Below are 21,051 nucleotides of genomic sequence, written 5' to 3' on the forward strand. Positions count from 1 at the left end.
TCAGCTCCTTACGAGGGTGGCGGCGGGGGCCGGGATGCGCTCCGCGAGCGGGATCACGGGCGGTACCCCCGCCGGGGGCTCACCGAGGAAGACCCGGCGTACCACCCGCTCGGCGGCCAGCCCGTCGTCGAACTGGCAGAACCGGGACCGGAATGCGGCCCGCAGCGCCGTGGACGCGTCGTCGGCGTGGGCGCCGTCGCGGAAGATCCGGGCCAGCTCCTCGGGGGTACGGGCGACCGGTCCCGGCGGGGCCGCCATGAGGTCGAAGTAGACGCCCCGCGTCTCCCGGTAGACCTCCCAGTCGTCGGCGTACACGACGATCGGCCGGTCGAGGTTGGCGTAGTCGAACATGATCGACGAGTAGTCCGTGACCAGGGCGTCGGCGGCCAGGCACACGTCCTCGGAGGAGCGGTGCCCCGTCACGTCGATGACCCGGCCGGTGCTCCGGGCGCGGCCCTGGTCGTAGAAGTAGTGGGCGCGCATCAGCACCACCACGTCCTCGCCGGCCGCCGCGCAGAACGCCTCCAGGTCGAGGCCGGGGTCGAAACCGGACCGGTAGTCGCGGTGCGTGGGCGCGTAGAGGACGGCGGTGCTGCCCTCCGGAACGCCCAACTCCCGTCGTACGCGCGCCACATCGGCGGCCGTCGCCGTGTAGTAGACGTCGTTGCGTGGATAGCCGTACTCCAGCGTCTCGTACCGGCCCGGGAAGGCGCGCTCCCACATCTGGGTGGAGTGCCGGTTGGCGGAGATGTTGTAGTCCCAGCGGTCGACCCGGCCCAGGAGCCTGGCGAAGCTGCCGGTCGCGGCGGCGACCACCGGGTACGTCGACTGGTCGACGCCCATCTTCTTCAGCGGGGTGCCGTGCTGCGTCTGGACGTGCACGCTGCCGGGCCGCTTGACGACGCCCTCCGCGAAGTTGGCGTTGTTCACCAGGTAGGTGGCGCGGGCCAGCACGTCCCAGTAGCGGCGGCTGCCGATGACGGCGTGCTCGACCCCCGCCGGTACGGCGTCCACGGCGTCCGGCTCGACCAGGAACACCGACCTCAGGTGCGGGGCGAGTTCACGCGCCTTGGCGTGGATCGCGGCCGGGCTGCACACATAGCCGCGGCCCCAATAGGCGCAGTACACAGCAAGGTTGGGGTCGAGCGGGCGGCGCAGCGCACGGGCGTAGCGCAGCCGGGTGCGGAGCATCCGGGGCCGCGGGACGCGTTCGGCCGCCCTCGCCGCCGACCGGTTGGCGGCCCGCAGGGAGTGGAACGCCGTGTAGGCACCGGCCGCCAGCAGCCGGTGCTGCATCCCCACGCTGCCGCCCGGCGTCCGGAACCCGGCCGGACGGTGGCGGCGGTAGAGCCGGGCCGCCCGGCGGAAGAAGGCGCGCCGGCCGGAGGGCAGCCGCTCAGGGCGGGACGCCGTCTTCAGGACGGCCGCGAAGACCTGCTCGAAGAGGGCGTACGACCGCTCGGCCGGCAGCTCTTGGCCCGCGGTCAGCGCGGTCTCCGCCTGGTCCAGGAGCTGCCGCTGGTGCTCGCCCGGCTGGTTGAGCCGGCTGCCCTGCCGGCGCGGCCGGTGCCGGACGGCCACCGAGCGCAGCACCGCGAGCCGTCCGGCGGCGGCCGTGACCCGGCCGCCCCAGCCGAGGTCCGTGAAGTGACCGTCCGGGAAACGGAGTTGGTGGTCGGTGACGAACTCGCGGCGGTAGGCGGCGCTCCACGCGGGGAGTTGTACGGCGGTCAGCCTCGGGGCCTCGGCCGGGGCGAAGGCGCCCTTCGGGGCCGGCGCGAGCAGCGGGGCCGCCGGGTTGGCCGGCTCGCCCTCCCACCACGGGGTCCGCTCGTGCTCGAAGAAGAGCACGTCGACGTCGCCGGTCTCGGTCAGCCGGGCGTCCAGCGCGGCCAGCGCGCCCGGCACCAGCAGGTCGTCGCCGTCCAGGAAGAGCAGGTAGGCGCCGGTCGCCGCGGCGAGGCCGGTGTTGCGCGCCCCGCCCAGTCCGGCGGAGGGCGGGGAGTGCACGGGGGCCACCCGGGAGTCCCGTCCGGCGTACCCGGCGGCGACGTCGGCGGCCGGGGCGCCGGGGGCGTCACAGACCGGGATCAGCTCGACGTCGCCGAACGACTGGGCGAGGACCGAGTCGAGCGCCTGGGACAGCCGGCCCGCGACCCCATGGGACGGGACGATGATGCTGAAGCGGGGCATTCTGTTCTTTCTCCTGTGGTCGGAGCGCGCGGCGGCCGGGGCGCCCGGCCGGCCGCCGGCTGGACGGACGGCTCGGGGTCGGCCGCGACGGGCTGGAGGGCATACGAACTCCCCTGCTTGAGAACGCCGTTCAGAGGCTGTCGGTGACGGGGGCGACCGCGGTGGGTTGCGGCCCGGTGGGTTGCGGCACGGTGGCGAGCGGGGAGCGCGCGAGGGGCGGGGCCGGCACCGGACGGCGCTCGGCGAGCGGCACCACCGGCGGCAGCGCCGCCTCCTCCTCGCCGAGCACGATCCGGCGTACGACCCGCTCGGCGGCGCGACCGTCGTCGTGGGGGCAGAAGCGTTCGCGGAAGGCGGCGCGCAGCTGGTCGGAGCGGGAGCCGCGCCAGCGGCCGTCCGCGAAGATACCGATCAGTTCGTCCTCGCTGCGCGCGACCGCGCCGGGCGGGCGGGCGCGCACGTCGAAGTAGGTGCCCCGGGTGGCCTCGTACACCTCCCAGTCCTCGGTGTGCAGCACGATCGGCCGGTCCAGGCCCGCGTAGTCGAACATCAGGGACGAGTAGTCGGTGACCAGCGCGTCCGAGGCGAGACAGAGCGACTCCACGCTCGGGTGGCCGGTGACGTCGATGACCCTGCCCGGTCCGGTGGCGAGCGGGCCGCCGTGGCGGGGGTGGGCGCGGGCCAGCACGACGAAGCGCGGGCCCAGCCGGCGCAGGACACGGTCCAGGTCGAGGGCGGTGCGCTGGGTGCGGCGGTGGTCGCGGTGGGTGGGCGCGTACAGGATCGCGACCGTGTCCCGGGGGATGCCCAGCGACTCGCGCAGCCGGGCCACGTCGGCCGAAGTGGCGTGCTGGAACACGTCGTTGCGCGGAGTGCCGTATTCGAGGGTCGTGTAACCGCCGGGGAACACCCGCTCCCAGGTCAGGGTGGAGTGCCGGTTGGCGGACAGGACGTAGTCCCAGGTGTCGACGGACCGGAGGAGCTCGGCGAAGTCCATGTCCCGTGCGGCGGCCGGGTGTTCCTGGAGGTCGAGGCCCATGTGCTTGAGCGGGGTGCCGTGTGGGGTCCGGATCACGATCTGACCGCGGCGCTTGACCAGCCGGCGGTCGAAGTCGGCGTTGTTCACGAGGTACTTGGAGCGGGCCAGCGCCGTCCAGTAGGCGGCCGTGCCGGGGCTGACGCCGAGGGTCGCGGCGGGCAGCGTGTGCTGGTGCTCGGGGCGGGCGATCCACGCCGTGCGGATCTGCGGGGCGAGCGTGCGGAACGCGGTCTCCAGGGCGCCCGGGTCGCAGCCGTGGCCGCGCCCCCGGTAGGCGGTGAACACGGCCCGGTCACCGCGCAGCGGAAGGCGCAACTGGACGCGGTAGTGCAGCTGGAGGAGGGCCGCCCGCACCGCGCGCCGCGCCTTGCCGGTCAGTCTGCGGGTCCTGCGGTGGGCCGACGCCGCCCACTGGAGCGTCCGGAAGGTGCGGTGGACGCCGAGCCGGACCAGGGCGTGCCGGACGCGCTTGCGCGCCGGGGCCCCGCGGCCCGGGACGCGGTGACGGCGGTAGTGGGCGCGGGCGGCGCGCAGGAAGTCGGCGCGGGTGCCGCGCGGCAGCCGGTCCCGCCTGGCGACCACCGCGAGCAGGTGGTCGACCATGCGGCGGAACAACACCGGTCGCCAGCAGTCGAGTTCGGGGCGCTCGTCGAGGAAGGCGAAGACCCGGTCGTACTGGTCGAAGATGTCGAAGTGCCGACGGCTGGTGGTGGAGAGGATGTTGCCCCCGCGCCGCTGGCGGTAGTGGACGCAGACCCGGTCCAGCGTCGCGAGGGAGTCCGCGGTCAGCAGCACCGGGAAGGTCCAGGGCGTGTCCTCGTAGTAGCCGGGAGGGAAGGCGAAGCCCTCGCGCTCCACGAACTCCCGCCGGTACGCCTTGTTCCAGGCCACCATGAGCACGTTCAGCAGCCCGGGCCGGTCCGCCAGCCGGAACGGCGCCGGGCCCTCCTCGCCGAGCTGGGCGGCGACCTTGTTGCGCTCGGTCCGGCCCGACCAGTAGGTGCGGGCGTAGTCGTAGACCAGGACGTCCGGCTCGCCGGTCTCCTTGATCCGGTCGGCGATCGCCCGCAGCGCGTCCGGGGTGAGGGTGTCGTCGCCGTCCAGCAGGACCAGGTAGTCGCCCCGCGCCGCCGCCAGCCCGGCGTTGCGGGCCGGACCGAGGCCCTGGTTCTCCGGCAGGCGCACGGCCCGCACCCGGGCGTCGCGGGCCGCGAACTCGTCGATGATCGCGCCGCAGGCGTCCGGCGAGCAGTCGTCGACCGCGATCAGTTCGAGGTCGGGGTACGACTGGGAGAGCACCGATTCCAGGCACTCGTGCAGGTACGCCTGAACCTTGTACGCGGGGACAATGACACTGAACCTGGGCAAGGGACATCCATGGGTCGGTCGGCGCGGGCGTTCTGCCCGGGAACGGCCAATGGAGTGACTTGGTTACGGCGACTACGGCATACGGGGGACCCCCGGTGAACGGGAAAGGGCGGCCCGGTAGCGGACCGCCCATGCCCAACTGCGCCTGTACGACGCCTACTTCACGGCGCCCGCCATGACGCCGGTCACGAACTGCCGTTGGAACGCGAAGAACACGGCGAGCGGGATCACCATCGAGATGAACGCGCCCGGCGCCAGCACGTCGATGTTGTTGCCGAACTGGCGTACCTGCGTCTGCAACGCCACCGTGATCGGCTGGGTGCTGGACTTGGTGAAGACCAGCGCGACCAGCATGTCGTTCCACACCCACAGGAACTGGAAGATGCCGAGGCTGGCGATGGCCGGCCCGCCCAGCGGCATCACCACCCGTGTGAACAGCCGCAGTTCGCCCGCGCCGTCGAGACGGGCCGCCTCCAGCAGTTCGCGCGGGATCTCCGCGAAGAAGTTCCGCAGCAGGAAGACCGCGAACGGCAGCCCGAACCCGACGTGGAACAGCACCACCCCGAAGATCGTGCCGAACAGCCCGATCCTGCCGAAGAGTTCGGCGATCGGGATCAGCGCCACCTGCACCGGCACCACCAGCAGCGAGACCACGCCCAGGAACCACCAGTCGCGGCCGGGGAACTCCATCCAGGCGAAGGCGTAGCCCGCGAGCGAGCCGATCACCACCACCAGCAGGGTCGCCGGGACCGTGATCAGCACCGTGTTCAGCAGGGACTTGGTGATGTCACCGTTCTCCAGCAGCGTCTTGTAGCTGTGGAAGGTGAGCTGGGAGGGCGCGCTGAACACCTTCCACCAGCCGCTCGCGCTCATGTCCTGCGGCGAGCGCAGCGAGGAGAGCAGCAGTCCGATCGTCGGCACCAGCCAGAACAGACCGACCACGATCAGGAAGAACTGGACCGCGCCCTTGCTCACCCAGCCCAGCAGCCGCGTCCCGAGCGACTCCTTGGCCTGCACGGCCGCGAGGGGGGCCGCCGTCTCGGGGAGACTTCCGGCATGCGTCGTCATCTCCGCACCTCCCGCCTCAGCCGGCGCACATTGAAGAGCATCACCGGGATCACCAGCAGCAGCAGGAAGACCGAGATGGCGCTGGCGATGCCCGGCTGGTCCTCGGCGAAGCCCTTGCGGTACAGCTCCAGGGCGAGCACGTTGGCGTCGTCCTGCGAGGAGCCCGGGGCGATGATGTACACCAGGTCGAAGACCTTCAACACGTTGATCATCAGCGTCACGGCGACCACCGCGAGCACGGGCGCCAGCAGCGGCACCGTGATGCGGCGGAAGACCTGCCACTCGTTGGCGCCGTCCACCCGCGCCGCCTCCAGCAGCTCCCTGGGCATCCCGGCGAGCCCGGCCGCGATCAGCACCATCGCGAACCCGGCCCACATCCAGATGTACGAGCCGATGATCGCCGGCGTGACCATCGACGGGCCCAGCCAGTCCAGGCCGTTGTAGGGCTCCTTGAAGTTGCTCGCCGGCAACCGCAGTCGGGCTCCGTCGGCGGCGGCGGGCAGCGTGAACGTGCCGTCGTCCGCCGCCTTCGCCGAGGCCACCACCCGGCCGTCCTTGACCGCCTCGATCCGCATCCCCGCGTAGCCCACCTCGGAGGGGTCGACCGCGCCCAGCTTGCCGACGCCCTTGCCCCGGGTGAAGTCCTGCCAGGTCGTGCCGGTGATCTTCCCTGGCTCGGGCTTCGCCGCGACGGCCCCCTTCACCCCGTCGGGCAGCTTGTCCGGGGCGACACCCACCAGGGGCAGCTCGACGGCCTCGCCGGTGCGGACGGTCGCCCTGGTGACGAAACCGCCGTCCCGGGCCACGAGCGGCGACTCCCGGCCCGGGTGCGCCTTCGGGAACGCGGACGACTGCGCGAACGTGTCGTGCACGCCCACCCACACCGCGTTCGCGACGCCCTTGTTCGGGTCCTGGTCGTACACCAGCCGGAAGATGATCCCGGCGGCGAGCATCGAGATCGCCATCGGCATGAAGACGATCAGCTTGAACGCCGTTCCCCAGCGCACCCGTTCGGTCAGCACCGCGAAGATCAGACCGAGCGCGGTCGCGACGGTCGGCGCGAACACCACCCAGATGACGTTGTTCTTCAGGGCGGTGCGGATGCCGTCGTCGGTGAAGAGGGACTTGTAGTTGTCGACGCCGGCGAACCCGTCGCCGGACTGGTCGTAGAAGCTGCGGACGACCGAGTACCCGATCGGGTAGACCACGAGCGCGCCCAGCAGTACCAGCGCGGGCAGCAGGAAGAGCGCCGCCACCGTCCTGCGGGTACCGGTCACGCTCTTGCGCGTGCGGGGTGGGGCGGGGGTCCCGGGGACCCCCGCCGCTGCCGACGTCATCGCCGGATCAGCTCCCGCTGCCGTACGCCGCCGCCGCGTCCTTCTCCAGCTTGGCCTGGGTGCCCGCGATGTCGGCCGGGTTCTTCAGGAAGTCCTGGAGGTCCTTCCACTCGCCCTTGCCCGGGGTGCCGCCGAAGGCCTGCGGCGCCTGGTCGGACATGTCGAAGCGGAAGTTGTCGCCGGAGGCGATCAGGGCCTTGGCGATCTTCTGCTGCACCGGGTTCGGATACGCCGAGACCGGCACGTTCTTGTTGGGGGAGAGGTAGCCGCCGAGCTTCGCCTGGATCGTCGCCGCGTCCGGGGAGGCCAGGAAGGTGGCGAGCGCCTGGGACGCCTTGGAGTCCTTGAAGATGACGGCCGCGTCACCGCCGGAGACCACCGGCGAGGCGCTGCCCACCGCGGGGAACGGGAACACCTTCGCGCCCGCGCCCACCTTCTCCTTGGTCTCGCCGATGTTGACCTGCACGAAGTCGCCCTCGTAGACCATGCCGGCCTTCGGCTGGTCGCCGCCGGTGAAGGTCTGGGTCACCGAGGCGGGGAACTCGGTCTGCAGCGCGCCGTCCGCGCCGCCCGCGACGAAGTCCTTCTTGCCCCACACCTGGGCCAGGGTGGTCAGGGCCTGCTTGACCGACGGATCGGTCCACTTGATCTTGTGCTGGGCCAGCTGGTCGTACTTCTCCGGGCCCGCCTGGGAGAGGTACACGTTCTCGAACCAGTCGGTGAGGGTCCAGCCGTCGGCGCCGCCGACCGAGAACGGGGTGACACCGGAGTCGTAGACCGTCTGCGCGGTGCTCAGCAGCTCCTGCCAGGTCTTGGGTTCCTTGGCGCCGGCGTTCTCGAAGACCTTGGCGTTGTACCAGACCAGCGACTTGTTGGCGGCCTTGTAGTAGACGCCGTACTGCTTGCCGCCGACCTTGCCGATGTCCTGCCAGCCCTGCGAGTAGTTCTTGGCGAGTTCGGCCTGCGCCGCCGCGCCGAGCGGCTTGGCCCACTTCTTGTCGACGGCCTGCTTGATGGCTCCGGGCTGCGGCAGCATCGCGACGTCCGGCGGCTGGCCGCCCGCGATCTTCGAACCGAGGAAGTTGATGATCGGGTCCTGGGCGGGCACGAAGGTCACCTTGGCGCCGGTGCGCTTCTCGAACTCGGCGAGGACCGCCTTGAAGTTCTTCTGCTCGGCGCCGGTCCAGACGGCGGCCACCTCAAGGTTCTGCCCGTCGAGCCTGGGGAGGCTGACCGTACCGGCGGTCGGTGACGGGGTCGTCTTCTCGCCGTCGGACTTGCTGCCGCCGCCCCCGCACGCGGTGAGCGAGAGCGCCAGTGCCCCCGAGGCGACAACCGCCGCTGTGCGTACGGCACTTCGTGTCCGAATGGTGCTGCTCGTACTGCGCATCACTGCCCCGTTCCTCGCTCCTCGTCGAACGCTCGAACGCTGTCCGTCCGCACTGGTCTACGCCCGGGGACTCGAGGGCTGCAAGAGCGCGTTCGGTGTCAAGACCGTGATCGTGACCCGCTCGTGACGTCGGCTTGAATCCATGGGACCTCCACAGGCGGCGCTCAGAGAAGTGACGGCACCTCCGCCGCCGACACCGACCGGGCGGCCCGCTCCAGCGCGCTGGCGAGCAGCGCCAAGTCCGTGGGCCCGTTGCCCAGTTCGCGCACCGGGCGGCGGGCGGGCGGGTCGCCCATGCGCTGCCACTCCAGGAGCACCACCGTCGGACGCAGCGTCGCCGTACGGGGGATGCGGCCGGTGACCCGGCCGCCCTGGAAGGGGGTGCTCCGGCCGTCCGCCGTCGTCAACCTTCCCCGCCCTGGGGCCGGTTGGTCCGGTCCCGCGGCGACCGCGTCGAGGGTGACGCGCAGCGTCGCGTGCCGGGCCGGCTCCGTCCCGCCCGTCCCCGCCTCCGGCGCGGCGGCGGCCACCAGGTGCACCCCGAGTCGCTCACCCTCGCGGGCCACCGCCTCCAGCGCCCGTATGACAGAACCGGCGGCGGGCCGCCCCGGCGAGCCGAGCGGCGGCCGCACCAACGCGTCCAGGTCGTCCACCACCACCACGAGCCGGGGCAACGGCGGCCGGGCCTCCGCCCGTTGACGTGCCGCCGGCGGGCGCAGCCGGATCGTCGAACTCGACGCGGACTCTATGTCCCCCGTCCCCGCCGCGCCCCGGGCGGGTGCCCCGCGCTGCGCGACCAGACGGCCCGACACCTCGTGCCGGGTGTGCCAGTCGGCGAAGTCGGCGCGGCCCAGCAGCTCGGCCCGCCGCTTCAACTCGGCGCTCAGCGACTGCGCGAACTCCCGCATCCGGACCGGGTCGTTGGCCGTGAGATGCGTGGTGACATGCGGTACGTCCGTGCAGACCCGCAGCCCCTCGCCGTGGCCACCGCCCGCGCCCACGCTGTCCCGGCCGTCCATCAGCACGATGCCGAGGCGGTCCGGCCGGTCGGCCGCGGCCAGCGAGGCGACCACCGCCCGCAGCAACTCCGTACGCCCGCTGCCGGGCGGGCCCTCGATCAGCAGGTGCGGCCCCTCGGCGGCGAGATCGGCGCAGACGGGGCCGCGCGGTCCGGCGCCGAGGACCGCCCAGGCCCGGCCGCCGAGCGCTTCCGGGTCGTCGCCCGCGTCCGCCCAACGGGTCAGCAGCGATGCGGGGGTGGCCCGGGCGAGCCCCAACTCGTCGAGCAGCCGCGCCGATCGGGGCAGCGGAACCGACACACGCGCGTGCCGCTCACCCGCCGCGCCCTCCGCCCGCAGGGGCGCCAGGGCCCGCGCGAACCGCTCGGCCCAGGCCGGCGACACCGCGTCCACCGCGGCCGTCGTGCCGTGCCCCACGGGCACCGGCGCCGAGACGCCCGCCCCGGCCGCCGGGGAGACCCCGTCCGGCCGCGAGGCGCCCGCACCGGGGCGGGCGACCCGCACCAGCCGCAGCGCCGTCGCCACATCACCGCTGAGCAGGGCGACCGCCCCGCACTCCCGGAACACCGGAGAGGCGGCACAGGCGGCCTCGTAGGTCTCCGTGACCGGCCAGGAGGGCGGGGCGGGCTCGGTCTCGGCGAGACAGATCACGTGGATCCCGGCGGCCGGCCCGTCGTGGGCCAGCCGCGCCACCGCCTTCCGCACGGCCGCGCCGCCCGGATCGCCGTCCACCACGAGCACCGTGTACGGCCCGGGGAAACCGCCCGCCGGACCGTCGCCGTCCTCCCTGGCCCAGGCGGGGCGATGGACCCCGCCCCGGGCCGGCTCGCCCGCGTCCTGGGGGTGCGGCGCGGGTGCCGGATCGCCGGCGCCCCCGCGCGGGGCGAGACCGAGGGACTCGTCGTCGGAGGGGTGCGGACGGGTGCCGCCCGGGGGCCGCTCGTCGAAGCGGGCCGGGGACGTGTACGGGGAGCCGGGGCGGGTCGTGCCCTGGGTGTCCGCGGTGTGGTCGTCCAGGCGGCGCAGGAGCTCCTCCGTGCGCGCCGTGGCCTGTTCGCGGTCGTAGGCGAGCAGGAGGCGGCAGTCCTGGCCGTGCGCCGGGCGCAGATGGGGCAGCCAGCCGAGCCAGGACCACTCGGCGGTGCGCTCGTCCGCGGACCGCGCGCGGTCCGCGCTGACGAGGACGATCTCCAGGCACTCGGGGGAGTGCAGCGCGACCAGTTGGGCCACCACGGCGCGGGCCAGCCCCGCCAGCCGCGCGCGCGGACCGGCCAGCCCCAGCGCCCCCACCTCGCGCAGCCCCGCGGTCACCGGCACGGCGGGCAGCAGCCCCGAGCCGTCGGGCGCCGCCCGGTCGGCCGTACCGAGCCGGACCGTCAGGGCCTCCGGGTGGCCCGGCCCGCGCTCCCACAGCCGCGGTCCCGGGCCCAGCGCCGTCAGCAGCAGGGCCGCCAAGTCCGGCCAGGTGTCCGGCTGTTGCGGGAGGGACGGGGTCGGCGCCGGGTGCTCGCCGGGCACGTCGTCGGCGTAGGACCCCTCCGGGCCGGCCGCCAGGTCCTCGCCGCGGCCACCGGCCAGCCGGCGCGCCCACTTGCCGAGGCCACCGCGCCTGCGCGCCCCCTGCTCCCCGTCCGCGCCCCGAAGTGGCGTGCCCTGTAGGCCGGTTGAGGGATCGGCGGAGGAACCGGACGCGTCGTCCGGGAAGTCGTCGTAGGGACCGCCGTGTCGCGTCGTACGGGAGGACGGCGCCTCGTCGGGGAGGTGCGCGCCGAGGCGGCCCGCGTGCGTGTCGCCGCCGGTGACGCGGGGCGGCGGCTCGGAGCGGGAGGCGGCCGGCCGGTTCTCGATCCCGGGGGCGGAGCCCTGCCCGGGGACGAGGGTCTGCGCGGCCGGCGGAGCCTGCGAGGCCGACGAGCCCCCGGTGCCCGCCGGCATCCGGATGTGTCCCTCGCCGTCCGGGGCCGTCTCCACGCGCGCGCCAGGCCCCCCGGCCGGGGTCAGCCGCAGCGCCGACTCGCCGATGCGCAGCAGCGTCCCCGGCGCGAAGCGCACCGGGCGGGTGCCCACGCGGGCGCCGGCCAGTGTGGTGCCGTTGGTCGAGTCCAGGTCGGCGACCGAGACCCGGCCGCCGGGGTCGACCGTCACCGCGCAGTGCAGCCGGGAGACGTCCGGATCGTCGAGCGGAACGTCGGCGTCGGCGGAGCGGCCGATGTGGATCTGCCCGCCGTGCAGCAGGTGGACCCCGCCCGCGTCCGGCCCGGCGACCACATGGAGCTGGGTCGGCGCGTCGTCCAGCTCGGGGTGCGGCTCGGGCTCGGCCGGGGCGCCCAGGGACAGCACCGCGCCGTCGGTCAACGGGGGCTCGCCGAGCGTGCAGCGCTGGGCGTCGAGCCGCTCCGCGCCCGCGTACAGCACCACCGGTCCGCCGCCCTCCCGGCCGCGCTCAGGCGTGCCCGCGCCCGCGTCGGCGGAGACCGCCGAGGCCAGCGCGGACGCCACGGCGGCCAGCGCGGTACCCGCGGGCGCCGTCACCAGCACGTCGCAGCTCGCGGCACGGCCCCGCGACGACGGGGCTCCCCCCTGGTCGGGCGCGGTCGAGCCCTTGGCGGAGGGCGGCCCCAGCGGGTCTACGACGGTCAGCCGGATCTGCATCGCCGTCAGCGGTCCCTTCTGTACGGGCACGGAATTCCCCCACCCCGCACAAGCACGTCGGCCAGTACTCCAGGCATCCTCGCACCTGTCACTGACAACTCGCCCGGGACCGGACGAGAAGTGATCTTGATTGGTCAGCTCTGTCCCCAAAAGTGCCTGACGAGTGACGCGCCGAAGACCGAATGAGTCCGGACCTGTCTCGCCCCGGCAACCGTCGGACCAGCGGAAGCGTCTTTCCCTCGAACACGAACGGGAACGCTTACGCGGCCCCCCGAGGGGCGGCACTACAGTGGACCGGAACACAGGCAAGCAGCAGGGAGCCCATGACGTGCGGCCGGTAGGCAGCAAGTACTTGCTTGAGGAGCCGCTCGGACGCGGAGCCACGGGAACCGTGTGGCGAGCCCGCCAGCGTGAGACCGCGGGCGCCGAGGCGGCCGTCCAGGGCCAGCCCGGGGAGACCGTGGCGATCAAGGTCCTGAAGGAAGAGCTCGCGAGCGACGCCGACATCGTGATGCGGTTCCTCAGGGAGCGGGCGGTGCTGCTCCGGCTCACCCACCCGAACATCGTCCGGGTCCGCGACCTGGTCGTCGAGGGCGATCTGCTGGCGCTCGTCATGGACCTGGTGGACGGTCCCGACCTGCACCGCTACCTGCGCGAGAACGGCCCCTTCAGCCCGGTCGGCGCCGCCCTGCTGACCGCGCAGATCGCCGACGCGCTCGCCGCCAGCCACGCCGACGGCGTCGTCCACCGCGACCTGAAGCCGGCCAACGTGCTGCTCAAGCAGACCGGCGGCCAGATGTACCCGATGCTGACCGACTTCGGCATCGCCCGGCTCGCCGACTCCCCGGGCCTGACCCGTACCCACGAGTTCGTCGGCACGCCCGCGTACGTCGCGCCCGAGTCCGCCGAGGGCCGCCCGCAGACCTCCGCCGTGGACATCTACGGCGCCGGCATCCTGCTGTACGAGCTGGTCACGGGGCACCCGCCGTTCTCCGGCGGCTCCGCCCTCGAAGTCCTCCACCAGCACCTGAGCGCCGAACCGCGCCGGCCCTCCACCATCCCCGACCCGCTGTGGACGGTGATCGAGCGCTGTCTGCGCAAGAACCCGGACGAGCGGCCCAGCGCCGAGAACCTCGCCCGCGGCCTCCGGGTCGTCGCCGAGGGCGTCGGGGTGCACGCGAACTCCGCGCAGATCGCCGCCGCCGAGCACGTCGCCGTGCTCCTGGCCCCCGACCCGGCGCCCGCCGCCGTACCGGGTGTCCCGGGCGCCGCCGACCCCACCACGGTCCTGTCGCACACCTCGGGTGGCTACGACCCGAACGCGGCGACCAGCTTCCTGCCCCACACCGGAGGCCCGGCCGGCGCCGCCGACCCCACCACGGTGCTGCCGAGCCGGGGCGCGGCCGATCCGACCACGGTCATGCCGTCCGTCCCGCCGGACCAGCCCGGCCAGGGCGGCGGCCCCCAGGACCCGCACCCCTGGCAGAACCAGCTCCGCGCCGCCCGCGACCGCGCCGAGCAGACGCAGTACCAGCCGCACCTCGACCCCGGCGAGGACCCGCTGCGCCGCCGCCCCCAGCGCCAGGTGGCCCGCCCGCAGCAGCAGCAGCCCCGCCAGGACCGCCAGCGGCCCCCGCAGCAGGGCTACGGCTACCCGCAGCAACAGCAACAGCAACAGCAACCGCAGCAGTACGCCCCCCAGCGCCGCCCGCAACAACAGCCGCAGCAGCAGCGCTACCAGCCCGCCCCGCAGCGGCCCCAGGAACCGGCCCCGGCGCGCGAGCCGCGCCAGGCCAGGCAGCGCGGCGCCAACCCGATGAAGATCCCCGGGCTCGGCTGCCTCAAGGGCTGCCTGTTCACGATCGTCGTCCTGGTCGTCGCCGGCTGGCTGATCTGGGAGCTGACCCCGTTGCAGCACTGGATCGGGACCGGCCGGAGCTACTGGCGGGAGATCAGCCACGTGGCCGGCCAGGTGAGCGGCTGGGTCAAGGACCTGAGCAAGGCGGGCGGCAACTGACACCCGCCGCAGGCCGGTTGGGCCCCCGTGGGGGCGCGGATCGGCCGTGAGCCTGGGGATTTGTCGACATCCGGCAGGTGAATTCCGCCTCGGCGGTGAAGGTTGGCTCATCGGACGCGTAGTTTTAACGACAACACGCGTCTGGTAGGAGCAGTCTTGGCACGGAAGATCGGCAGCCGGTACACCGCCAACCAGATCCTGGGGCGGGGCAGCGCCGGCACGGTGTGGCTGGGCGAGGGGCCGGACGGGCCCGTCGCCATCAAGCTGCTGCGCGAGGACCTCGCGTCCGACCAGGAACTCGTCGGCCGCTTCGTGCAGGAGCGCACCGCCCTGCTCGGCCTGGAGCATCCGCACATCGTCTCCGTACGCGACCTGGTCGTCGACGGCAACGACCTCGCGCTCGTCATGGACCTCGTCCGCGGCACCGACCTGCGCACCCGGCTCGACCGGGAACGCCGGCTCGCACCCGAGGCAGCGGTGGCCATCGTCGCCGACGTCGCCGACGGACTGGCGGCCGCCCACGCCGCCGGAGTCGTGCACCGGGACGTCAAGCCGGAGAACGTCCTGCTGGACATGGAGGGCCCCCTCGGCCCCGGCGGCGCCCACCCCGCGCTGCTCACCGACTTCGGCGTCGCCAAGCTCATCGACTCCCCGCGCCGCACCCGCGCCACGAAGATCATCGGCACCCCCGACTACCTGGCCCCGGAGATCGTCGAGGGCCTGCCGCCGCGCGCCGCCGTGGACATCTACGCCCTGGCCACCGTCCTGTACGAGCTGCTCGCCGGGTTCACCCCCTTCGGCGGCGGCCACCCCGGCGCGGTGCTGCGTCGGCACGTGACCGAGACGGTCGTCCCGCTGCCCGGCATCCCCGAGGAGCTGTGGGCGCTGCTCGTCCAGTGCCTGGCGAAGGCCCCGGCGTCCCGGCTGCGCGCCTCCGAACTGGGAGCGCGGCTGCGGGAGCAGCTGCCGCTGCTGGTCGGGATGGCGCCGCTGGACGTGGACGAGCCGGACACCGAGCCCGCCGAGGAACCGCGCGAGGAGACCCCGCCCGCCGAGGCGCCGGCCGGCGGGACCCGGGTGCGCCGGGGCGCGGTGCCCCTCGTACCGGGCGCCAAGCCCGCCGACTCCAACCGCGACACCCACACCTCGATGCGGGTGCCCGCGCCGGACGAACTGGCCGGCGGCGCCCGCGGCACCGCCCGTGCCCCGCGCGCGGCCGGCGTTCCGCGCCCCGGCTCGGCCCGCCACCGCGCGGCCACCCGGCGCCGTCGGCTGACACTGGGCGCGGCGGCGGTGGCGCTGGTGGCGGCCGTGGGCGTAGGCACCTGGCTGGCCACCTCGGACGACGGCGCGGGGGCGACTCCGCAGGACACGAAGGACTCGGCGCCGGCGTCCCCCTGACCCGGCGGGGTCCGGCCCGGCGCTCCCCGGTTGGCGGAGCCGTTACGCTGGAGGCGTGGCAGTCGTCGATGTATCCGAAGAGCTCAAGTCCCTCTCCTCGACCATGGAGTCGATCGAGGCCGTCCTGGACCTGGACAAGCTGAGGGCAGATGTCGCCGTGCTGGAGGAGCAGGCCGCCGCGCCCTCCCTCTGGGACGACCCGGACGCGGCGCAGAAGGTCACCAGCAAGCTGAGCCACCTCCAGGCCGAGATCCGCAAGGCCGAGGCTCTCCGCGGCCGGATCGACGACCTCTCCATCCTCTTCCAGATGGCCGAGGAGGAGGACGACGTGGACACCCGCGCCGAGGCGGAGCACGAGCTGACCGCCGTCAAGAAGGCGCTGGACGAGATGGAGGTCCGCACCCTCCTCTCCGGCGAGTACGACTCCCGTGAGGCCGTCGTCACCATCCGCGCCGAGGCCGGCGGCGTCGACGCCTCCGACTTCACCGAGAAGCTCCAGCGCATGTACCTGCGCTGGGCCGAGCGGCACGGCTACAAGACCGAGCTCTACGAGACGTCGTACGCGGAAGAGGCCGGCATCAAGTCGACCACCTTCGCCGTCCACGTCCCGTACGCCTACGGCACGCTCTCGGTCGAGCAGGGCACCCACCGGCTCGTCCGCATCTCGCCCTTCGACAACCAGGGCCGCCGCCAGACCTCGTTCGCCGGGGTCGAGATCCTGCCGGTCGTCGAGCAGACCGACCACATCGAGATCGACGAGTCCGAGCTGCGCGTCGACGTGTACCGCTCCTCCGGTCCCGGCGGTCAGGGCGTCAACACCACCGACTCCGCGGTCCGCCTCACCCACCTGCCCACCGGCATCGTCGTCTCCTGCCAGAACGAGCGCTCGCAGATCCAGAACAAGGCCAGCGCGATGAACGTGCTCCAGGCCAAGCTGCTGGAGCGCCGCCGCCAGGAGGAGCAGGCCCGGATGGACGCCCTCAAGGGCGACGGCGGCAACTCCTGGGGCAACCAGATGCGTTCGTACGTCCTGCACCCGTACCAGATGGTCAAGGACCTGCGCACGGACTACGAGGTCGGAAACCCCGAGGGTGTGTTCAACGGCGAGATCGACGGTTTCCTGGAGGCCGGAATTCGCTGGCGCAAGCAGCAGGAGAAGTAAGTTTGTCGACAAGGCAACTGCCGCCCGCGGGGCGGCAGTTGCCTTTTCCGTATCCGGAAGTCCGGGTTTTACGTCACAGTCACGGACTCCATCTCCCGGCAAAGAGCGCTTAGTCGGACATCGCGTACGCAACGCCCTTGACGTTGCTTTGAAAAGTGGGAATGGTGAAGCGTGGCACGCGTATCTCTGGGACGCATGTGAACCGGGGGGACCTGGGCTACCGCCAGCCGCCCCCGTCGATCACCGTCCCGGGCGCTGATGCTCCATCGACGATGAGCTCCTGGGGGTAGCAACCTAATGACCAAGAAGACACGAATCCGTGTCGCGCGGATAGCGGCCGGCGTCGTGATCGCCGCGGGCGCCTCGCTGACCGCGGCGGGTGCCGCATCGGCGCTCGACCTCGGCGTGACCGTCAGCAACGACGGTGCCGGCGCGAACGTCACCGCCGACGGGACCGACGACCCGACGGCTCCGGCCCCGACCCTGACAGGTATCCCGACCGACCCGGTGACCACGCCGCCGGCCAGCTCTCAGCCGCCCACCTCCCAGCCGCCGACCTCGGTGCCGCCCACGACCTCGGTCCCGACGCAGCCCACCGGCAACCCGACCGAGCCCACCGGTGCGCCGACCGACTCCTCGGAGCCCACGGACGGCAGCACCAGCGGCTCCGGCACCGGCGGCTCCAGCGGCGGCAGCAACACCAACCCCGACGGCGGCTCCGGCACCTCCGCCCAGGAGGAGGGCAGCTCCGCCCTCACCGACACCGGCTCCGGTACGCAGGCCCAGGGCAGCGGTGACGAGCTCGCCGAGACGGGTGCAGGCCAGACCACGTTTCTGCTGGTGGGTGCCGCGACGATGATCGCCGGCGGTATCGCCTTCCGCATCCTGCCGCGCCTCGCGAGCGGCCGTGGCGGCACGGCCGCCTGACGGTAGCCGCCCCCGCGCGTACGCACACGCTGCGTGAGAGAGGGCCCGGAGCGATCAGCTCCGGGCCCTCTGTCATGTCAGGTGGTGCGGCTGTCGGCCCGCCGCGAGCTGTCGAGCTACGCGGTCTGGTGGGCCACCAGCGCCAGCGCGGCGATCAGCACCCCGAGCAGGGCGATCAACGCCATCGGGTTGAGATTGCCCCACGGGTTGTTCTCCTGCTGGAGCCGCTGGCGGCTGGCTCGGCAGACGGGACAGCGGCCCTCGTTGACGGGCGCCGCGCAGTTCGCGCACACCAACCGGTCGTACGTCATGCGCTCGCCCTCCTCGCACCGGCTTTCACGGGTTCCAACGCCTCGGAAGACGAGAACGTTCCCCTCCACTGTGCCAGGTTCTGCGGGATTCGGCGCGGCTCGCCTTATCCTGCCCCGACCCGGGCTCTTCCAGCCCTTCAGATCCGCGACAAAACACGCAAGCCTCGCGCAACGTCGGAGGCCGCCTGCGCCCGCCCGCCCGGTTCGCGTATGGTCACGCTCAACTACCCCCGGCTACCCGTGGTGCACCCGTGATCCGATTCGACAACGTCTCCAAGGTCTACCCCAAGCAGACCCGCCCCGCCCTCCGGGATGTCTCCCTGGAAGTGGAGAAGGGCGAGTTCGTCTTCCTGGTGGGTTCCTCCGGCTCCGGAAAGTCCACTTTCCTGCGGCTGATCCTCCGCGAGGAGCGGTGCAGCCACGGTCAGGTGCACGTGCTGGGCAAGGACCTCGCCCGTATCTCCAACTGGAAGGTGCCGCAGATGCGCCGCCAACTGGGGACCGTGTTCCAGGACTTCCGTCTGCTGCCCAACAAGACGGTCGCCGAGAACGTGGCCTTCGCGCAGGAGGTCATCGGCAAGTCCAAGGGCGAGATCCGCAAGTCCGTGCCCCAGGTGCTCGACCTCGTCGGGCTCGGCGGCAAGGAGGAGCGCAGGCCCGGCGAACTGTCCGGTGGTGAACAGCAGCGCGTGGCCATCGCGAGAGCCTTCGTCAACCGGCCCAAGCTGCTCATCGCCGACGAGCCCACCGGCAACCTCGACCCGCAGACCTCCGTCGGCATCATGAAGCTGCTCGACCGCATCAACCGGACGGGCACCACCGTGGTGATGGCGACGCACGACCAGAACATCGTGGACCAGATGCGCAAGCGCGTCATCGAGCTGGAACAGGGCCGCCTCGTCCGCGACCAGGCACGCGGCGTCTACGGCTACCAGCACTGACCGCCGTCTGATGACCGTCCACGGAAAGGCTTGACCAGACGCCATGCGCGCCCAGTTCGTTCTGTCGGAGATCGGTGTCGGTCTCCGCCGCAATCTGACGATGACCTTCGCCGTCATCGTCTCCGTCGCCCTGTCCCTGGCCCTCTTCGGCGGGTCGCTCCTGATGAGCGACCAGGTCACCACGATGAAGGGCTACTGGTACGACAAGGTCAACGTCTCGATCTTCCTCTGCAACAAGAGCGACGCCGAGTCCGACTCCCACTGCGCCAAGGGCGCGGTGACCGACGACCAGAAGAAGCAGATCCAGTCCGACCTGGGCAAGATGTCGGTCGTCGAGAAGGTCACGTACGAGTCGCAGGACGAGGCGTACAAGCACTACAAGCAGCAGTTCGGCGACTCCCCGCTGGCCAGCTCCCTCACGCCGGACCAGATGCAGGAGTCGTACCGGATCAAGCTGAAGGACCCGGAGAAGTACCAGGTCATCGCGACCGCCTTCGACGGCCGGGACGGCGTGCAGTCGGTCCAGGACCAGAAGGGCATCCTGGACAACCTCTTCGGGCTGCTGAACGGCATGAACTGGGCCGCCCGCGCGGTGATGGCCCTGATGCTCGTCGTCGCCCTGATGCTGATCGTCAACACGGTGCGCGTCTCCGCGTTCAGCCGCCGCCGCGAGACCGGCATCATGCGGCTGGTCGGCGCCTCCGGGTTCTACATCCAGGCGCCGTTCATCATGGAGGCCGCCGTCGCCGGTCTCATCGGGGGCACGGTCGCCTGCGGCTTCCTGGTGGTCGCCCGGTACTTCATCATCGACCACGGCCTGGACCTGTCCCACAAGCTCAACCTGATCAACTTCATCGGCTGGGACGCCGTCCTGACGAAGCTCCCCCTCATCCTCGCGACGAGTCTGCTGATGCCCGCGCTGGCGGCGTTCTTCGCGCTGCGCAAGTACCTGAAGGTGTGACGCATGCCAAGAGGGCCGCACGGGCAACCGCCCGTGCGGCCCTCTCAGTTGTCCTAGACTCACCGCCATGTCGGGCCCCGACCTGTTCCGTTCGCCCCGCCGCATCCGCCGCGGGGCCGCCCTGACCTTGGTCTTCGCGAGCGTGCTCGTGGCCGGGGCGGCGACCGGATCGTTGCCGGACGCGGACCGTTCCGACCGCAAGTCCCCGGCGGGGACGGCCCGTTCGGGCGCCCCGGGCGGTCGTCACGACGCCGTGGCCGCCGCAGCCGCCGCGGCCGCCGCGGCGAAGGCCGACGGCAAGTCGCCCATGGAGGCCGCCGAGCGGGCCGTCAGCCGCAGCGGGGACCGGTGGGGCGCCGTCTACTCCCAGGGCGAGTTCGAGGAGTTCGAGGAGGCCCTGGACGGCCAGTACACCGGTGTCGGCCTCTGGGCCCGGCGCGAGCGCGACGGCCGGATCGAGGTGACCCGGGTGCAGTCCGGGTCGCCCGCCGACGACGCCGGGATCCGCGAGGGCGACCGGCTGCGCACCGTCGACGGCGAGCAGGTCGACGGCGAGCCCGTCACCGAGGTGGTGTCCTTACTCCGCGGTGACGCGCAGGACGCCGCCGCCGGCACCGCCGTCACCCTCGGTCTGGAGCGCGGCACGCGCGCGTGGCGCGAGACCCTGCGCCGGGCCCGGCTCTCCACCGACTCCGTGACGGTGCGCAGGCTCGCCGACGGCGCCACCGTCATCAGGATCGCCGCGTTCACCAGAGGCGTCGGCGCCACCGTGCGCACCGCCGTACGACAGGCCCCGGCCGGCTCCGGGATCATCCTCGACCTGCGCGGCAACTCCGGCGGCCTGGTCACCGAGGCCACCGCCACCGCCTCCGTGTTCCTGGACGGCGGCCTGGTCGCCACCTACGACGTCGACGGCCGGCAGCGCGCCCTCCACGCAGAGCTGGGCGGCGACACCACCAGACCCCTCGTCGCACTCGTCGACGGCGGCACCATGAGCGCGGCCGAACTGCTCACCGGCGCCCTCCAGGACCGCGGCCGGGCGGTCGTCCTGGGCACCAGGACCTTCGGCAAGGGCTCGGTCCAGATGCCGAGCGAGCTGCCCGGCGGCGCGGTCGCCGAGCTGACCGTCGGCCACTACCGCACCCCGTCGGGCCGCAGCGTCGACGGCCACGGCATCACCCCCGACCTGGACGTCACCGTGCCGGGCGAGGCCGCCGTGCGGCGCGCGCGGACGGTACTGGGCGGCCTCGGGGACGCTTCGTGAA

Annotated in this window: 14 protein-coding genes; 7 read left to right on the plus strand and 7 right to left on the minus strand. The window is 72.8% G+C overall.

Features of this window, described 5'->3' with window-relative positions:
• The 6 genes from ABZT12_RS34310 to ABZT12_RS34335 all read right to left on the minus strand — a co-directional run bounded on the left by ABZT12_RS34310 (nucleotide 1) and on the right by ABZT12_RS34335 (nucleotide 12,066).
• Nucleotides 1-2,193 carry a bifunctional glycosyltransferase family 2 protein/CDP-glycerol:glycerophosphate glycerophosphotransferase gene (locus tag ABZT12_RS34310; protein WP_356392070.1) on the minus strand — a complete coding sequence of 731 codons (2,193 nt, stop codon included), beginning with the start codon at nucleotides 2,191-2,193 and terminating at the stop codon, nucleotides 1-3.
• A gap of 130 nt (nucleotides 2,194-2,323) precedes the next feature.
• Complete coding sequence (locus ABZT12_RS34315; RefSeq protein WP_356392073.1) at nucleotides 2,324-4,600, minus strand: bifunctional glycosyltransferase family 2 protein/CDP-glycerol:glycerophosphate glycerophosphotransferase; 2,277 nt, start codon at nucleotides 4,598-4,600, stop codon at nucleotides 2,324-2,326.
• Nucleotides 4,601-4,756: 156 nt separating this feature from the next.
• Nucleotides 4,757-5,668: a carbohydrate ABC transporter permease gene (locus ABZT12_RS34320; protein WP_356392076.1), complete on the minus strand. Its 912-nt coding sequence runs from the start codon at nucleotides 5,666-5,668 to the stop codon at nucleotides 4,757-4,759.
• Nucleotides 5,665-7,005, minus strand: a complete 1,341-nt coding sequence (locus ABZT12_RS34325) for a sugar ABC transporter permease (RefSeq protein WP_356392079.1) — start codon at nucleotides 7,003-7,005, stop codon at nucleotides 5,665-5,667. Before ABZT12_RS34325 ends, ABZT12_RS34320 begins: the two co-directional genes overlap by 4 nt.
• Before the next feature lie 7 nt (nucleotides 7,006-7,012).
• Entirely contained in the window at nucleotides 7,013-8,395 is a 1,383-nt protein-coding gene (locus tag ABZT12_RS34330) for an ABC transporter substrate-binding protein (protein ID WP_356392082.1), read from the minus strand.
• Nucleotides 8,396-8,559: 164 nt separating this feature from the next.
• Nucleotides 8,560-12,066, minus strand: coding sequence for an FHA domain-containing protein (locus ABZT12_RS34335; RefSeq protein WP_356392124.1), 3,507 nt, complete (start codon nucleotides 12,064-12,066; stop codon nucleotides 8,560-8,562).
• Between the two features lie 328 nt (nucleotides 12,067-12,394).
• Between ABZT12_RS34335 and ABZT12_RS34340 the strand changes: the two genes are divergently transcribed.
• The 4 genes from ABZT12_RS34340 to ABZT12_RS34355 all read left to right on the plus strand — a co-directional run bounded on the left by ABZT12_RS34340 (nucleotide 12,395) and on the right by ABZT12_RS34355 (nucleotide 17,573).
• Complete coding sequence (locus tag ABZT12_RS34340; protein ID WP_356392127.1) at nucleotides 12,395-14,083, plus strand: serine/threonine-protein kinase; 1,689 nt, start codon at nucleotides 12,395-12,397, stop codon at nucleotides 14,081-14,083.
• A gap of 156 nt (nucleotides 14,084-14,239) precedes the next feature.
• A complete protein-coding gene (locus tag ABZT12_RS34345; RefSeq protein ID WP_356392085.1) occupies nucleotides 14,240-15,484 on the plus strand; it encodes a serine/threonine-protein kinase in 1,245 nt (414 codons plus the stop codon).
• A 55-nt stretch (nucleotides 15,485-15,539) separates the two neighbouring features.
• The gene (gene prfB / locus ABZT12_RS34350; RefSeq protein ID WP_356392088.1) at nucleotides 15,540-16,646 is read left to right on the plus strand and encodes a peptide chain release factor 2; all 1,107 of its coding nucleotides are present in this window, start codon (nucleotides 15,540-15,542) and stop codon (nucleotides 16,644-16,646) included.
• A 297-nt stretch (nucleotides 16,647-16,943) separates the two neighbouring features.
• The gene (locus ABZT12_RS34355; protein WP_356392090.1) at nucleotides 16,944-17,573 is read left to right on the plus strand and encodes a hypothetical protein; all 630 of its coding nucleotides are present in this window, start codon (nucleotides 16,944-16,946) and stop codon (nucleotides 17,571-17,573) included.
• 116 nt (nucleotides 17,574-17,689) lie between these two features.
• On the opposite strand, the gene ABZT12_RS34360 is transcribed toward ABZT12_RS34355, so the two are convergent.
• A complete protein-coding gene (locus ABZT12_RS34360; protein ID WP_356392093.1) occupies nucleotides 17,690-17,884 on the minus strand; it encodes a hypothetical protein in 195 nt (64 codons plus the stop codon).
• 251 nt (nucleotides 17,885-18,135) lie between these two features.
• Between ABZT12_RS34360 and ftsE the strand changes: the two genes are divergently transcribed.
• From ftsE to ABZT12_RS34375, 3 genes are all read left to right on the plus strand, one after another.
• Nucleotides 18,136-18,825, plus strand: a complete 690-nt coding sequence (ftsE, locus tag ABZT12_RS34365) for a cell division ATP-binding protein FtsE (protein ID WP_356392096.1) — start codon at nucleotides 18,136-18,138, stop codon at nucleotides 18,823-18,825.
• Between the two features lie 43 nt (nucleotides 18,826-18,868).
• Complete coding sequence (gene ftsX / locus ABZT12_RS34370; protein ID WP_356392099.1) at nucleotides 18,869-19,786, plus strand: permease-like cell division protein FtsX; 918 nt, start codon at nucleotides 18,869-18,871, stop codon at nucleotides 19,784-19,786.
• Nucleotides 19,787-19,853: 67 nt separating this feature from the next.
• Entirely contained in the window at nucleotides 19,854-21,050 is a 1,197-nt protein-coding gene (locus ABZT12_RS34375) for a S41 family peptidase (protein ID WP_356392103.1), read from the plus strand.
• Nucleotide 21,051: the final 1 nt, after the last annotated feature.

The sequence above is a fragment of the Streptomyces sp. NPDC005423 genome (genome assembly GCF_040606415.1).
Classification (GTDB): domain Bacteria; phylum Actinomycetota; class Actinomycetes; order Streptomycetales; family Streptomycetaceae; genus Streptomyces.

Coding starts and splice junctions, on each gene's coding strand:
- ABZT12_RS34360 (WP_356392093.1), bottom strand. CDS start 17,884: ATGACGTACGACCGGTTGGTGTGCGCGAACTGCGCGGCGCCCGTCAAC.
- ABZT12_RS34320 (WP_356392076.1), bottom strand. CDS start 5,668: ATGACGACGCATGCCGGAAGTCTCCCCGAGACGGCGGCCCCCCTCGCG.
- ABZT12_RS34355 (WP_356392090.1), top strand. CDS start 16,944: ATGACCAAGAAGACACGAATCCGTGTCGCGCGGATAGCGGCCGGCGTC.
- ABZT12_RS34330 (WP_356392082.1), bottom strand. CDS start 8,395: ATGCGCAGTACGAGCAGCACCATTCGGACACGAAGTGCCGTACGCACA.
- ABZT12_RS34325 (WP_356392079.1), bottom strand. CDS start 7,005: ATGACGTCGGCAGCGGCGGGGGTCCCCGGGACCCCCGCCCCACCCCGC.
- ABZT12_RS34375 (WP_356392103.1), top strand. CDS start 19,854: ATGTCGGGCCCCGACCTGTTCCGTTCGCCCCGCCGCATCCGCCGCGGG.
- ftsX (WP_356392099.1), top strand. CDS start 18,869: ATGCGCGCCCAGTTCGTTCTGTCGGAGATCGGTGTCGGTCTCCGCCGC.
- ABZT12_RS34335 (WP_356392124.1), bottom strand. CDS start 12,066: ATGCAGATCCGGCTGACCGTCGTAGACCCGCTGGGGCCGCCCTCCGCC.
- ABZT12_RS34310 (WP_356392070.1), bottom strand. CDS start 2,193: ATGCCCCGCTTCAGCATCATCGTCCCGTCCCATGGGGTCGCGGGCCGG.